Consider the following 13,292-nt stretch of genomic DNA (forward strand, 5'->3'; position numbering starts at 1 on the left):
CTGGCGGGGCTTTTTTATGTGTGATTTCAACCCCAACACACACCAATACATTGCAATGGGCCGTAGCGCTCGTAGTGTTGATTGCCCGGCGCCAACGCCGGGTCGCAAGACAGGAGCACAGTGATGGCGCTCATGGTCACGTATGACGAGCCCAATGTCAGCCGCGAAGACTACGACTCGGTGCGCGCGCAGGTAGGCTGGGAAGCCGCCCCGCCATTGGGATGCCTGCTCCATATGTCCTACTTCGACGATGCCGGCTTCCACACCGTCGACATCTGGGACTCGCAGGCCGAGCTGGACGCCTATCTGGCCAAGCGGTTCAACCCCGCCTTGAAGGTCCTGCAGCTTCCAGACGCGGCGCCGAAGGCGATGGAGCTTCATCTTGTCGCCGCCTCCCCCGCTCTGGAGAAGTACTTCCTGCCGGCCGCGACGGTCGACTAGGCGGGCCTGGCGAGCAGCGTGAGGACGGCGTCGGCGGCCGCCTCGGAGGGGTCTGGCCCACCGCGCCCCATCTTCAGCAATGCAGCCGCCTGCGCCTCGACCTGGCGCCGGCGCAGCTCGGGATCGTCCAGACGCTTGGCGACTTCACGCGCCAGTGCTGGGCCGTTGCAATCGTCCTGGACGAGTTCTGGCGCCACGAAGTCCTTCGCGGCGATGTTGAAGAGCGTGATGTAGGGCGTGCGGATTAGGTGCTTGAGGATGGCGTGGGTGAGATTGCCCAGCCGGTAGCCCACCACCATCGGAACGCCGGCCATCGCCACTTCCGTCGTCACCGTGCCCGAGCAGGCCAGCGCGACGGTCGCGGCCTTCATGGCGTCGAGCTTGCCGCGCTCGCCCTCGACGATGTGCGCCCAACCTCCGGCCTGGGCCTTCACGGCCTCGGCGACGGTAGGAGCGGCCGGGATGACCACGGCCAGGTCTGGGTGGCTCGCCTTCAGGATCGCCACGGCGTCTGCGAAGGGCGGTAAAATTCGTGAGATTTCACTTGGCCGGCTACCCGGCAGCACAAGCAGCAGCGGGACGTCGAGCGCCACGCCCAGCTCTCGCCGCAACCGCTCGCCGTCTGCACCCGAAAAATCGAGCGTAAGCGCCGAGTTGCCCACAAAGGTCGTCGGTAGACCCTCGGCCTCGAAATAAGGCGCGTCGAACACGTGGATCGAAAGCAGATGGTCGACGCTGGCGGCCAGGGTCTTGGCGCGGCCCGGCCGGGTCGCCCAGACCTGAGGCGCTACGTACTTCACCAGCGGCAGTTTCGGATCGAGCTTTCGCAGGCGCTGGGCTACGCGCAGGGTGAAGCCCCAGGAGTCGATCAGCACCACCACATCGGGCTTCTCGCGGGCCGCCAGGGCCACGGTGTCCTCGACCCGCGCCATCACCCGCCGATAGGCCAGCAGGCCTTCCAGCAGGCCCAGGATCGACAGCTGGGAGATATCGAACGGGCTTTGCACGCCCTCGGCGGCCATGCGTGCGCCACCGACGCCCACAAACCGCACGCCATCTCCCAGGCGTCGCCTCAACGCCCGGGCCAGACCGGCCCCTCGATCATCGCCCGAGGCCTCCGCGGCCACCAGCATGACGCACAGCGGCTTGGTCACGGCGCGGTCGACGGCTCCACGCCCACCACAAACAGGCCCAGCTCGTCGGCCAACTCGATCACGGCGTCGCGGTCGAGCACCAGCAGCCCCCCGGCCTGCCCTGCAACCCCTGCCAGGCCCGCCTGAGCAGCCCTGTGGATGGTGTTGAGGCCGATGGTCGGCAGATCGATGCGGGTCTCCTGGATCGGCTTGGGCGCCTTGGCCAGCACGCCGCGTGGCGCGTCCGGAGCACCGCGCAGGTTTCGGGGCAGTTCAGCCACCCGTCGCAGCATGGCGTCGGTGCCTTCCTGCGCCTCGACCGCGAGAACCAGGCCCTCGCAAACCACGGCGCCCTGCCCCACATCCAATTCGCCGACGGCGCGCGCGACCTTCAGGGCCCGCTCGACATCGGCCATTTGCTGGGCGTTGGGCGTGACACGGCCCAGCGCGCCCACCGGCAGCGTCAGGTCGCCCATCACCTCATGGGCGCCTTCGACCGAGAAGCCTTCCTTCTCGAATTCCCCGACCAGGGCGCGCAACAAGGCGTCGTCGCCCTTGCGGGCGGCGGCGATGACGCTCGGCAGGGCCATCAGGCCCCTCAGGTCGGGGGTCAGCGACTTGAAGTCCGGACGATCGACCGTCCCGACCAGGGTCACGGCCTTGCAGCCGGCGCGCTTCAGCGCCTTGAAGCACTTGCCGAGCTCAGCCAGGCCGATGTCGGCGCCGGGATAGCGGGCGATGTCCGGACCGGAAAAACCCTTTAGCCGTACGATGAAGAATGGTCGTCCGGACTGTTCGCAATGCTGCGCGATCTCGACAGGCAGATTCCCGCCACCTGCGATGAGCCCCAGTTTCTGCACGTCCTAGATCTCCCGCACCGGCAAACACAGCGGCCGGCTGGCGTCCGCACGGATGAAGTCGATGATTTCCATCACCTCCGGGGTTCCCGAATAGGTCTCGACCGTGTCGTCGAGCCGCTCCTGGAATGTCCCCTCGTCGGCGAACAGCATCCGATAGGCCGCCCGCATGATGTTGATGGTCTCGCGGCTGAAGCCCCGGCGCTTGAGACCCAGCAGGTTCAAGCCCTCCAGGTGGGCGTGGTTGCCCCACACCGAGCCATAGGGGATGACGTCCTTCACAACGGCGGCCAGGCCGCCGACCATGGCGTGGCGCCCGACGCGGGTACGCTGGTGAATCGCCGCCAATCCGCCGACGATCACATAGTCGCCGATGTCGCAGTGCCCGCCCAGGGTCGCCTGCTTGGTCAGGATCACCTGATCGCCAACCACGCAGTCATGGCCGACATGGCTCTCGATCATGAACAGGCCGTCCGACCCGACCCGTGTGACGCCGCCGCCACCGACCGTGCCGGTGTTCATCGTCGCATGTTCGCGGATCAGGTTACGATCGCCGATCACCAGCTCAGTCGGCTCACCCTTGTAGGCGGTGTGCTGCGGTGGGCCGCCCAGCATCACGAACGGATAGAGGACATTGTCCTCCCCGACCGTAGTGCGGCCATCGACGACCACGTGGGACATCAACTTGGTGCGCGGGCCAAGCTTCACATCGGGGCCGACCGAGCAGAACGGGCCGATGACGACGCCGTCGGCGAGTTCCGCCTTCGGATCGACGACGGAGCTGGCGTGAACCTCGACGCTCATGGCGTTTCCACCAGCATGGCCGCGAACTCGGCCTCGGCGGCGGTCTTGTCGCCAACCATCGCCTTGCCCTGGAACTTGAAGAGGCCGCCCCGCACCCGCAGGACCTTGACGTGCATGTTCAGCACGTCCCCCGGGCGAACGGGTTGGCGAAATTTGCAGTTGTCGACCGAGGTGAAAAGGATGGTCTTGCCCGCCCGGTCGACGTTCAGCGACTTGGACATCAGGAGGGCGCCCGTCTGGGCCATCGCCTCGACGATCAAGACCCCTGGCATCACCGCATAGTCCGGGAAGTGCCCCTGGAAGAACGGCTCGTTGATGGTCACGCACTTGATGCCGACAATCGATTCATTCTGGCGATACGCCTCGGCGCGATCGACCAGCAAAAAGGGGTAGCGGTGCGGGATCCGCTCCATGATCTCGCCGATATCGATCGAAATCTCGGCCTCAGCCACATCAGTGCTCATTTGTCCGCTCCCTTGCGGTTGGCCGATCTAGAGAGCCACGCGACTTCACGCATCCAGCGGCGAATAGGTTGGCCCGGGAATCCGCCCCAGGTTTCTCCGGCGGGAATATCACGGAACACGCCCGCGGCGGCCGCAACCTGTGCGCCATCCCCGATGCTGACGTGATCGGCGACCCCGGCGCGACCGCCAAAGGCTGCGCCGTCCCCGATGGTGACACTGCCAGATATCCCCGTGTGGGCGGCCATGACGCAGTTGCGACCCACCCGGACGTTGTGGGCGATCTGCACTAGGTTATCGATCTTGGTGTTCTCACCGATCGACGTGTCGTCGAAAGCGCCCCGGTCGATGCAGCTATTGGCGCCGACCGTGACCCCGTCCTGCAGGATCACCCGGCCGAGTTGGGGGATATCCACCACGCCCTTGGTCCCGCCGGCCGCCCCGAAGCCTGGCTCGCCGATGACCGCGCCGGCAAGGATCCGAACCCGGTCCCCGAGCAGCGCAAAGCCGAGGGTGACATTGGCGCCGATGACGCAATCTCGGCCGATGGTGACGCCCGGACCGATGACGGTATTGGCGCCAACCAGCGTACGCGCGCCAATCCGCGCGCCAGGGCCGACCACCACGCCGGGGGCGAGGACGACATCCTCCTCAAAAACCGCGTCGGCCGAGACGGCCTGATCGCCCAGATGGCGTCTGGGCCGATGCAGGCGATTGGCCGCGCCGGCATAGGCCGCCTGGGGAACGGGCGTAATCAGCGCCGCGCAGCCCTCAGGCGCCAGATCGGCGTCCCGCTGGGTTAGGAAAACCGCGCCGGCCTTTGAGCTGGCGAGCTCGGCGGCGTGCTTTCGGTCTGAAAGGAAGCTGATCGTGTCGGGCTGGGCGCTGGCGAGGACAGCGACGGCGCGCACCTGGCGGGCGCCATCGTCAGGCGCCAGGAGTTCGGCGCCTGTCAGGCTCGCGAGCTCGGCGAGCGTGACAGGGCCAAGGTCTTCAAAGAAACGGGGGTCGGGCATCGAAATCCTTCGGCTCGACCCGCCTTTATCGCGAGTCGCGCCCTACTTGCGGGTCGCGGGCGCCGGAGTTTGCGCGGGCGCCGCCGCCTGGTCCAGACGTTCCCGGTCGAAGTTGAACTGGGTGATCTTGGCGTTCAGGGCGGTGACGACCGGCTGGCTGATATCCATCGCCGGATTGGCGATGACGACCGAGTCGCGGTTGAGCAGCAGGCTGCACTGACGCTGTTGATAAACCTGACGGATGATCGGGTCGAGTTCCTGACCGACGCGGCCAAGAGCCTTTTGCTGGGTGGCTCCGAGTTCGCGCTCACGCTGCTGGGCCTTGCGCTGGAAAGCATTGGCCTTGGTTTGCAGGGCGTTGGCGCGCGTCTCAAAGGTGGCTTGATCGAGCGAGGCGCGTTGACCTTCGAGGGTCTTGGCTTCGTTCTGAAGGGCGGCTTCTTCGGCCTTCAGTTCGGCCTGAACCTGGGTCGCGATCTGCTGCAGGCGCGTTTGCACGTACTTGCCGACCGTCGAACCGGTGATCGCGCCTTCCAGCGAGATCACGCAAACGCCGGGAAGCGCCGGGCCATGACTGACCGCCGGGGCGGCGGCTGGAGCCGCGGCCTGGGCGAAGGCCGCCGTCGACACGGACGCGGTGATGGCGGCGACGCAGGTCGCCGCAACTAGGGCTTTGATCGTCATGAGGAGATATTAGAACCTGGTTGAGGTTGAGAACCGGAAGGTTTCGGTCTTGTCGTAGTCTTCTTTGGCCAAAACTTGGCTGAAGTCGAATCGGATGGGGCCCATCGGCGACCGCCAGAAGATCGACAGGCCGGCGGTGGCGCGCAGAGACAGGTCGTCCTTGATGGCCGGGTCGACAGTGCCGTCGGCCTTCAGCTTGTACTCGTCATCCAACAGGCCGAGCGTACCGACATCGCTGAACAGCGCGGCCTTGATGCCGTACTGCTCGGGCAGGAACGTCGGAATGGTCAGCTCGGCGGTGCCGATCGCATAGGCACGGCCCCCCAAGGAGTCGGAGCGGCCGAAGTTGGTGTCACGCGGGCCGATACCAGCGGTTTCGAAGCCGCGGAAGGTGTTGCCGCCCTTGTAGAAGTGGCTGTTGACCCGAATGGTGTCCCCGTTCCAGCCGGCGATGTAACCGCCCTGGCCGGTCAGGCTGAAGATGAAGTCCTTGTTGAACCCGTGCCACCAGCCGCCAGTCACTTCGGTGCTGATATAGTTCACGTCGCCGCCCAGACCCGCCAGATCCTGGCTGATGTCGAAGCGGAAGCCACGGGTCGGATTGATCGGGTCGTTCCGGCGATCGTACAGATAGGTGTAGCCGATCAGCGACGTCAGGTACTCGCCGCGCTGGTCGCAGATCGAGCGCGACACCAACGGCGCGGCCGGATCGCAGTAGGAATCGTCGATCTGGACGTCTTCCTGCCGGAGCGTATAGCGCGTCGACATCCGCGAGTTCAGCGTCAGCGGGAAGGCCAAACGCAGGTTCCCGCCGACTGTGACGGTCTTGTAGGACGTGTATTCGGTCAGGTCGTAGCGGTACGAGTAAAGGTCGATGCCGGCGCCCAGGTCGCGGCCCAGGAACCGCGGCTCGGTGAAGCCGAAGTCGATCTGCTGACGCAGCGAACCGACCGACACCCGAGCTCGAACGCTCTGGCCGCGACCACGGAAGTTTCGCTCGGTCACGCCCAGGTCGAGCACCAATTGGTCGACGGACGAATAGCCGGCGCTGAAGGAGAGTTCGCCCGTGGGCTGCTCTTCAACCTGCACTCGCAGGCCGGTCCGGTCAGGCGCCGAGCCTGGCATTTCCTCGATGTTTACGTCCTTGAAGAAGCCAAGGGCGCGGACATTGTTGCGCGAACGATCGACCAGAGCGCGGTTGTAGGCGTCGCCCTCCACGATGTTCAGTTCACGGCGAATGACGGAGTCCAGCGTGCGCGTGTTGCCGGTGATGTCGATGCGCTCGACATAGACCCGCGGTCCTTCGCGAACCTGGAACACCACATCGACGAGGCCCGTCTCGCGGTTGGCGACATAGCGCGGACGCACGTCCACGGCGGCGAAGCCGGCGGCGCCGGCGGCGAAGGTCAGCGAGTCGGTCGCCGCCTCGATCTTTTCGTCCTGGTAGATTTCGCCCGAGCGGATCGGGACCAGCTGCAACAGGACATCCTTGTCCAGCTTCTGGAGTTCGGTTTCGACCGAGATCTTCCCGAACTTGTACTCCTGCCCCTCGTCGAGGGTGTAGCTGATCACGAAGCCGTTCTTGTCCGGGGCCAGCTCGGCGATCGCCGAGACCACGCGGAAGTCATAGAAGCCGCGGTTGCGGTAGTGCTTACGCAGCTGTTCCTTGTCGTACTCGAGCCGGTCCGGGTCGTAGTTCGCGTTGGTCGAGAAGAACTTGTACCAGCTCGACTGCTCGGTCACGACGACGTCGCGCAGGTCGTTGTCCGAAAATTCCTTGTTGCCCAGGAAGTTGACGCGCAGCACGCCGCTCTTGGGGCCTTCATTGATCTCGAAGATCAGGTCGACGCGCTTTTGGGGCAGTTCGACGATCTTCGGCGTGACGGTGGCCGAGATCCGGCCCGACCGGCGATAGAGTTCGACGATGCGCTGAACGTCAGACTGCACCTTGGCGCGGGTGAAGATGCCCCGCGGGCGAACGCTGACCTCGTCGCGAAGCTTTTCTTCCTTGAGGCCGGAGTTCCCCTCGAAGACCACCTTGTTGATGATCGGGTTCTCGACGACCGTCACGATCATGTCCGAACCCTGAAGATCGATCTTCACGTCGGCGAACAGGTCGGTGCGGAACAGGGTCTTCAGCGCCAAGTCAGCCTTGGCCGGGTCCAGGACCTCGCCCGGCTGGATAGGCAGGTAGGACAGCACGGTCGATTGCTCGATCCGTTCGTTTCCGCGCACGATGATCCGCTGGACCACGCCCGACTGCTGGCCCTGCACCTGCGGCGCGGCCTGAGCGGCCGGTGCAGCCGGCGTTGGAGCAGCCTCCTGCGCCAGCGCGGCGCCAGGCAAGGTGAGCGCCGTCGATCCCATCAACAGGGCGAGGCCGGAGGCGAGCGCGGCGCCATTGGCGCGGGTTCTTTGCATCGTATCAGCCGTCAACGGAAATGGGCGGGTCAGGAGAACACGCCGCCAAGGATTTTGAACACACGCATCTGCTGCAGATCGTTCCAGGTGGCGAACAACATCAATCCCAGCAGCAGCGCAAGCCCCACACGGTAACCGGCGGCCTGCACCTTGGCCGCCACCGGCCGGCGGGCCACCGCCTCATAGGCGTAGAACAGCAGGTGCCCCCCATCCAGGACAGGGACTGGCAGCAGATTCATGAAGCCGATACTCACCGAAATGAACGCAGCGAGTTGGAGCAGATTAACGCCGCCGCCGAGGATCATACTCCCGACGTCGGGCGCACCCTCCGCGCCAGCCTGGGCCACCTTGCCTGAGATTCGCGCGATTCCCAGCGGTCCGCTGAGCTGGTCGGCGGCCACCTGGCCGGTCACCATGCGGCCGAGATAGTAGACCGTTGTCTCAAGCGTCCGCCAAGTACGCTCTACCCCGCCGGCCACCGCCTGGATCGGGTTGTAGCGAACGTGAATGTAGTCGTTCTTGGATTGCGCCGGCGACAGGCCGAGCATGCCCTGACGGCGCTCGCCCGCGACCTGGTCGGTGCGCATAGCCCACTCAGGCGTGGCGACAATCTCGATCTCTCGCCCTGCCCGCTCGACGACGAAGTCGGTCGGGACATTGGCGCGCACCTGGACCAGCTGCGCGAGTTCATCGAAACCCTTGATAGGGCGGCCCTCGGCCTTGAGGACCAAGTCCCCAGGCAGGAATCCGGCCCGCTCGGCCGGGCTGCCCGGCTGCACGGCGGCGATCTTGGGCGGCAGGACGTACTGGCCGAACGCCAGCAACAGCGCGGCAAAGAGTGCGATGGCCAGGGCGAAGTTGGCGAATGGTCCGGCGGCCACCACGATGGCCCGCTGCCAGAGCGGCTTGAAATGGAAGTAGCGAAGGACCGCCTCACGTCCCTCCTCGGCCTCGATATCCCGGCGCAGATTCGCCAGGTTTTCGCTGTCGGGGACGCTGGCGGCGTTGTCGTCGCCTGAGAACTTGACGTAGCCGCCCAGCGGGATCCAGCCGACCCGCCATTCGACGCCCGACTTGTCAGTCCATGAGGCGATCGCCTTGCCAAAGCCGATGGAGAACCGGTCGATCGCCACGCCAAAGCTCTTGGCGGCCAGGAAGTGGCCCAGCTCGTGGATGGTCACCACCAGTCCCAACACCAGGACGAAGGGAACCACGAACGTTAGAGCGGTGAGGATGAAGTCGATCACAGGCGGTAGTCCTCCAGGACCCTAGCGGGTCAGGCCGCTGACGACGTCATTGGCCACACGGCGAGCGATCGAGTCTGTGTGCCGCGCGGTTTCGAGCGTGTCGCCATCGGTTGCCGCGGCCAAGCCCTGAGCGTCCACGCGTTCAAGCGTCTCGGCCACCGTGGTGGCAATATCGAGAAACCCAATCTTGCGGTCAAGGAAGGCGGCCACAGCGACCTCGTTGGCGGCGTTCATCACCGCGGGCGCGGCCCCACCGGCCGCCAATGCTTCTTTGGCGATCTTCAAGGCGGGAAAACGGCGCAGGTCGGGTTCTTCGAAGGTCAATTGGCCGATCGACGCCAAATCCAGCTTCGGCGCCGGCCAAGGCAGGCGATCAGGCCACGCGAAGGCGCAGGCGATAGGCGTGCGCATATCCGGCGCGCCCAGTTGGGCCAGGGTCGAACCGTCGGCGTATTCCACCAGGCTGTGGATGATGGACTGGGGATGCACCAGGACGTCCACCCGCTCGGCCGGCATCGCGAACAGATAGGCCGCCTCGATCATCTCGAGGCCCTTGTTCATCATCGTCGCCGAGTCGATGGAGATCTTTACGCCCATGTCCCACTTCGGATGGGCGACCGCCTGCTCCGGCGTCGCATGGGCCATCTGCTCCATGGTCCAGCCTCGGAACGGGCCGCCAGAGGCCGTCAGAATCAGGCGGCTCACATGCTGGGCATTCATCGGATCCAGCACTTGGAAGATCGCCGAGTGCTCCGAATCGACCGGGATCACCGCCCCGCCCGCGAACTTCGCGGTTCGAAGCAGCGAGGGTCCCGCGCAGACCAGGCTTTCCTTGTTGGCCAAGCCTATAACGGCGCCGGCCTTGGCCGCCGCCATGGTCGGCGCCAGGCCCGCGAACCCAACGATGGCCGACATAACCCATTGGGCGTCGCCAGCGGCCGCGTCCGCCACCGCGCCTGAACCAGCAGCCGTCTCGACGCCAGAGCCGGCTAGGCGTGCCCGCAGTTCGTCGTACTTGGTTTCATCCTCGATGACCGCCAACTTCGGCCGCCAGCGAAGGGCCTGCTCGACCAGACGTTCTACGTTCTTGCCCGCCGTCAGCGCCGAGACCTCGACCTCCGCACCGGCCTTGTCCAGCAGGTCCAGGGTGGAAACCCCGACCGAGCCTGTAGAACCCAGAACGCTGACGCGACGCGGTAGAGTCAATTTGCCCATCCCAGATGGTTGATCAGGCGGGCGGCGGCCAAGACGACGGCGGCGAACATCAACCCATCGACCCGATCAAGCAATCCTCCATGGCCCGGAATGAGATCGCCGGAATCCTTCACGCCGAAGCGGCGCTTGAGCATCGATTCCCAGAGGTCGCCGGCCATGGTCGCCAGACCGCCGACCAGACCGATCAGGGCGCCGGCCTGCAGGCTGAGTACGATGTCGCTGAATGCGGCCATCGCCACGCCAGCGCCAGCCGCCGCGATGAGCCCGCCGATGAACCCGGACCACGTCTTGTTTGGGGAGAACCGAGGCCACAGCTTCGGCCCCTTAAGCGCGCTGCCCACCGCGAAGGCCGCGATGTCCGCCGACCATGCGACCACGAACAGCAGCACCGTCCATTGCCGGCCTTCCGGCATCCAGCGCAGCCACACCAGGCAGATGACGGGAATGGCCAGATAAATCACGCCAAATGCAGCGTTGGTGGGCCGTTCGGCGACACCCCGCGCAACCAGCGCGGCGGCAAGAGCGCCAAGAGCCGCCGCCCCCCAGGCCAACGGCATATGACCGGAGTGCGCCAAGAACGCCCCCGCCAGGATCGCCACGGTCAGGGCGGTCGAAACCCGGATCGGCGCATGCGGCGCGGTCATCGCACCCCATTCGATGGCCAGCAGCGCGACCGCGACCGCGACCAGCACCAGGAATAGCCAACTCAGGCCCGGATAGTCGGCAAACCAGACAGCACCCAGCACCGCGGGCACCAGGACCGTGGCCGAGGCGACGCGGATCGCCAGATTGGACCAGTCGAAACGTCTAGCCGGTGGCAAGGACATCATCGGCCACGGCGCCGCCGTATCGCCGCTCGCGCTTGTAAAACTCGTCGATGGCCGCCTCTAGGTGCTCGGCGCCGTAGTCCGGCCAGAGAACATCCTGGAACACGAACTCGGAATAGGCCGACTCCCACAGCAGGAAGTTGGATAGCCGCTGCTCGCCGGAGGGGCGAATCACCAGGTCAGGCGCAGGTCCGGCCCCAGTCGACAGATGCGCAGCGAAAGCCGCCTCGTCGAGGTCCCCGGGCGAGGCCCGACCGGCCGCCACCTCGGCCGCGAACTTGCGCGCCGCCTCGACGATGTCCGCCTGGCCGCCATAGTTGAAGGCGATCTGCAGGAAGAACTTGTCATTGTGGGCGGTACGGCGCTCGGCCTCGTCCAGCATCTTCACCAGATCGGCCGAGAGCCCTTCTCGCCGGCCCAGCACCCGGACACGCACGCCGTCGCGCTCAAGCCGCGCAAGGTCGCTCTCGAAGTAGCGCTTTGGCAGCGCCATCAGCTCGCTGACCTCGGCGGCGGGGCGGCTCCAATTCTCGGTCGAGAACCCGAAGACCGTCAGCCATCGGACATTGAGGTCCGGCGCGGCGGCCACAGTGCGCTTGAGCGATTCGACCCCAGCGCGGTGGCCGAGCGAGCGCGGAAGACCGCGACGCTTCGCCCAGCGCCCGTTGCCATCCATGACGATGGCCACGTGCAAGGGCGCGTGCGCCTGGGGCTGCTCTTGATCGACCGTAGCCATGGGGTTCCCGTTCGTCCTCCCGCCTATCTAGGACGATTAAACCTGCATGATCTCTTGTTCTTTGGTTTTCAAGGCTTCGTCGACGCGCTTGATCGACTCGTCGGTGAACTTCTGAACCTCGGTTTCCATACGCCGCTGTTCGTCCTGGGTGATCGTGCTGTCCTTCTCGGCCTTCTTCAGGTCGTCGTTGGCGTCACGTCGAACGTTGCGAATGGCGATTTTCTGCTGCTCGGCGTACTTCGCGGCGATCTTAGCCAAGTCCCGACGACGCTCTTCCGTCAGCGGCGGAACCGGCACGCGCAGGCTTTGTCCGTCCACGACCGGGTTCAGGCCGAGGCCGGCGTTTCGAATCGCCTTCTCGATCGGGATCACCATGGCGCGGTCCCAGATGCTGACGCTGATCGAGCGCGGTTCAGGCACGCTGACCGACGCCACAGTGTTGATCGGCACTGACGAGCCATAGGCCTCGACCATGACCTGGTCGAGCAGGCCAGCCGTCGCACGTCCGGTGCGCAGGCTCGCGAACTCGTCCTTGAGGGCGCTGATGGCCTTGTCCATACGATCCTTGTAACGAGCCAGGACCGGCTTTTCCGCAGCAGCCATAGGAGCTTCTCCCGTATTTCTAGTGTGTCTGGACCAGGCGTCAGGCGATGGTGGTGAAGACGCCCTGTCCCTTTAGTACTTTGAGGAAATTACCCCGCTCGCGGATAGAAAACACCACGATCGGGGTCTTGTTGTCTCGCATCAGGGCGATGGCTGAAGCGTCCATGACCCGCAGGTCTTTGGCCAGCACTTCCTGATAGCTCAGCGTTTCGTAGCGTTGGGCGCTCGGGTCCTTCTTGGGGTCGGCCGTATAGACGCCGTCCACGCTGGTCCCTTTGAAGAGCGCGTCGCAGCCCATCTCGGCCGTGCGCAGGGCCGCGGGCGTATCGGTCGTGAAGAACGGCGCGCCGAGCCCGGCGGCGAAAATCACCACCCGCCCCTTTTCCAGATGGCGCAGCGCGCGGCGGCGGATGTAGGGCTCGCACACCGCGTCCATCGGGATCGCCGACTGTACGCGGGTATAGACCCCCACCTTTTCCAACGCGCCCTGCAGCGCCAGCGCATTCATCACCGTGGCCAGCATGCCCATATAGTCGGCGTTGGCGCGGTCCATCCCCTTCCCGGCCAGCGAAACGCCACGGAAGATGTTGCCGCCGCCGATCACCAGGCAGAGTTCGATGCCGTGTTCGACGACTTCCTTGATGTCCTCGGCGACCGCTTCGATGGTCTTGGTGTCGATGCCGAACAGCGCGTCGCCCATCAGGACCTCGCCCGACATCTTCAAGAGGATCTTCTTGTAGCGGGGCTGGGCTTCGGGCATCGGCGGCATCCGTCGAGAATCTGGGCTGTACTACATAAACCAAGGGCGCCGTGCGCGTCGAACGCACGGCGCCCTTGGGGCACTCAA

At 65.4% G+C, this 13,292-nt stretch carries 14 protein-coding genes; 1 reads left to right on the plus strand and 13 read right to left on the minus strand.

Annotated features, from left to right (window positions below; translation table 11 throughout):
- The first annotated feature begins 123 nt into the window (after nt 1–123).
- Nucleotides 124–441, plus strand: coding sequence for a hypothetical protein (locus tag Q8M13_RS09940; protein ID WP_305299786.1), 318 nt, complete (start codon nt 124–126; stop codon nt 439–441).
- On the opposite strand, the gene lpxB is transcribed toward Q8M13_RS09940, so the two are convergent.
- From lpxB to pyrH, 13 genes are read right to left on the minus strand one after another with little or no spacing between them, the layout of a single operon-like run.
- Nucleotides 438–1,595 carry a lipid-A-disaccharide synthase gene (gene lpxB / locus Q8M13_RS09945; protein WP_305299787.1) on the minus strand — a complete coding sequence of 386 codons (1,158 nt, stop codon included), beginning with the start codon at nt 1,593–1,595 and terminating at the stop codon, nt 438–440. The genes Q8M13_RS09940 and lpxB overlap by 4 nt on opposite strands.
- Nucleotides 1,592–2,434 (minus strand): LpxI family protein, encoded by an 843-nt coding sequence (locus Q8M13_RS09950; protein WP_305299789.1) that lies wholly within the window; start codon nt 2,432–2,434, stop codon nt 1,592–1,594. The genes lpxB and Q8M13_RS09950 overlap by 4 nt, the downstream gene beginning before the upstream one ends.
- 3 nt (nt 2,435–2,437) lie before the next feature.
- The gene (gene lpxA, locus Q8M13_RS09955) at nt 2,438–3,235 is read right to left on the minus strand and encodes an acyl-ACP--UDP-N-acetylglucosamine O-acyltransferase (RefSeq protein WP_305299791.1); all 798 of its coding nucleotides are present in this window, start codon (nt 3,233–3,235) and stop codon (nt 2,438–2,440) included.
- Entirely contained in the window at nt 3,232–3,699 is a 468-nt protein-coding gene (gene fabZ / locus Q8M13_RS09960; RefSeq protein WP_305299793.1) for a 3-hydroxyacyl-ACP dehydratase FabZ, read from the minus strand. The genes lpxA and fabZ overlap by 4 nt, the downstream gene beginning before the upstream one ends.
- Entirely contained in the window at nt 3,696–4,712 is a 1,017-nt protein-coding gene (lpxD, locus tag Q8M13_RS09965; RefSeq protein WP_305299794.1) for a UDP-3-O-(3-hydroxymyristoyl)glucosamine N-acyltransferase, read from the minus strand. Before lpxD ends, fabZ begins: the two co-directional genes overlap by 4 nt.
- Before the next feature lie 42 nt (nt 4,713–4,754).
- Complete coding sequence (locus tag Q8M13_RS09970) at nt 4,755–5,396, minus strand: OmpH family outer membrane protein (protein WP_305299795.1); 642 nt, start codon at nt 5,394–5,396, stop codon at nt 4,755–4,757.
- A gap of 9 nt (nt 5,397–5,405) precedes the next feature.
- Complete coding sequence (gene bamA / locus Q8M13_RS09975; RefSeq protein WP_305299797.1) at nt 5,406–7,817, minus strand: outer membrane protein assembly factor BamA; 2,412 nt, start codon at nt 7,815–7,817, stop codon at nt 5,406–5,408.
- A gap of 29 nt (nt 7,818–7,846) precedes the next feature.
- Nucleotides 7,847–9,064 (minus strand): RIP metalloprotease RseP, encoded by a 1,218-nt coding sequence (rseP, locus tag Q8M13_RS09980; RefSeq protein WP_370870017.1) that lies wholly within the window; start codon nt 9,062–9,064, stop codon nt 7,847–7,849.
- A 21-nt stretch (nt 9,065–9,085) separates the two neighbouring features.
- Nucleotides 9,086–10,279, minus strand: a complete 1,194-nt coding sequence (locus Q8M13_RS09985; RefSeq protein WP_305299799.1) for a 1-deoxy-D-xylulose-5-phosphate reductoisomerase — start codon at nt 10,277–10,279, stop codon at nt 9,086–9,088.
- Nucleotides 10,267–11,109 (minus strand): phosphatidate cytidylyltransferase, encoded by an 843-nt coding sequence (locus tag Q8M13_RS09990; protein ID WP_305299801.1) that lies wholly within the window; start codon nt 11,107–11,109, stop codon nt 10,267–10,269. Before Q8M13_RS09990 ends, Q8M13_RS09985 begins: the two co-directional genes overlap by 13 nt.
- Nucleotides 11,087–11,842, minus strand: coding sequence for a polyprenyl diphosphate synthase (gene uppS / locus Q8M13_RS09995; protein ID WP_305299803.1), 756 nt, complete (start codon nt 11,840–11,842; stop codon nt 11,087–11,089). Before uppS ends, Q8M13_RS09990 begins: the two co-directional genes overlap by 23 nt.
- A 36-nt stretch (nt 11,843–11,878) precedes the next feature.
- Nucleotides 11,879–12,445, minus strand: a complete 567-nt coding sequence (gene frr, locus Q8M13_RS10000; protein ID WP_305299804.1) for a ribosome recycling factor — start codon at nt 12,443–12,445, stop codon at nt 11,879–11,881.
- Between the two features lie 40 nt (nt 12,446–12,485).
- Nucleotides 12,486–13,205 (minus strand): UMP kinase, encoded by a 720-nt coding sequence (pyrH, locus tag Q8M13_RS10005; RefSeq protein WP_305299806.1) that lies wholly within the window; start codon nt 13,203–13,205, stop codon nt 12,486–12,488.
- Between the last annotated feature and the right edge of the window lie 87 nt (nt 13,206–13,292).

The organism is Phenylobacterium sp., from assembly GCF_030681155.1.
In the GTDB taxonomy this organism is placed as follows: Bacteria; Pseudomonadota; Alphaproteobacteria; order Caulobacterales; family Caulobacteraceae; genus Phenylobacterium.

Excerpts from the sequence above, each read along its gene's own strand:
- Q8M13_RS09990 (WP_305299801.1), bottom strand. The coding sequence starts at position 11,109 with ATGATGTCCTTGCCACCGGCTAGACGTTTCGACTGGTCCAATCTGGCG.
- Q8M13_RS09940 (WP_305299786.1), top strand. The coding sequence starts at position 124 with ATGGCGCTCATGGTCACGTATGACGAGCCCAATGTCAGCCGCGAAGAC.
- lpxD (WP_305299794.1), bottom strand. The coding sequence starts at position 4,712 with ATGCCCGACCCCCGTTTCTTTGAAGACCTTGGCCCTGTCACGCTCGCC.
- Q8M13_RS09985 (WP_305299799.1), bottom strand. The coding sequence starts at position 10,279 with ATGGGCAAATTGACTCTACCGCGTCGCGTCAGCGTTCTGGGTTCTACA.
- lpxA (WP_305299791.1), bottom strand. The coding sequence starts at position 3,235 with ATGAGCGTCGAGGTTCACGCCAGCTCCGTCGTCGATCCGAAGGCGGAA.
- Q8M13_RS09970 (WP_305299795.1), bottom strand. The coding sequence starts at position 5,396 with ATGACGATCAAAGCCCTAGTTGCGGCGACCTGCGTCGCCGCCATCACC.
- frr (WP_305299804.1), bottom strand. The coding sequence starts at position 12,445 with ATGGCTGCTGCGGAAAAGCCGGTCCTGGCTCGTTACAAGGATCGTATG.
- bamA (WP_305299797.1), bottom strand. The coding sequence starts at position 7,817 with ATGCAAAGAACCCGCGCCAATGGCGCCGCGCTCGCCTCCGGCCTCGCC.
- fabZ (WP_305299793.1), bottom strand. The coding sequence starts at position 3,699 with ATGAGCACTGATGTGGCTGAGGCCGAGATTTCGATCGATATCGGCGAG.
- pyrH (WP_305299806.1), bottom strand. The coding sequence starts at position 13,205 with ATGCCCGAAGCCCAGCCCCGCTACAAGAAGATCCTCTTGAAGATGTCG.
- uppS (WP_305299803.1), bottom strand. The coding sequence starts at position 11,842 with ATGGCTACGGTCGATCAAGAGCAGCCCCAGGCGCACGCGCCCTTGCAC.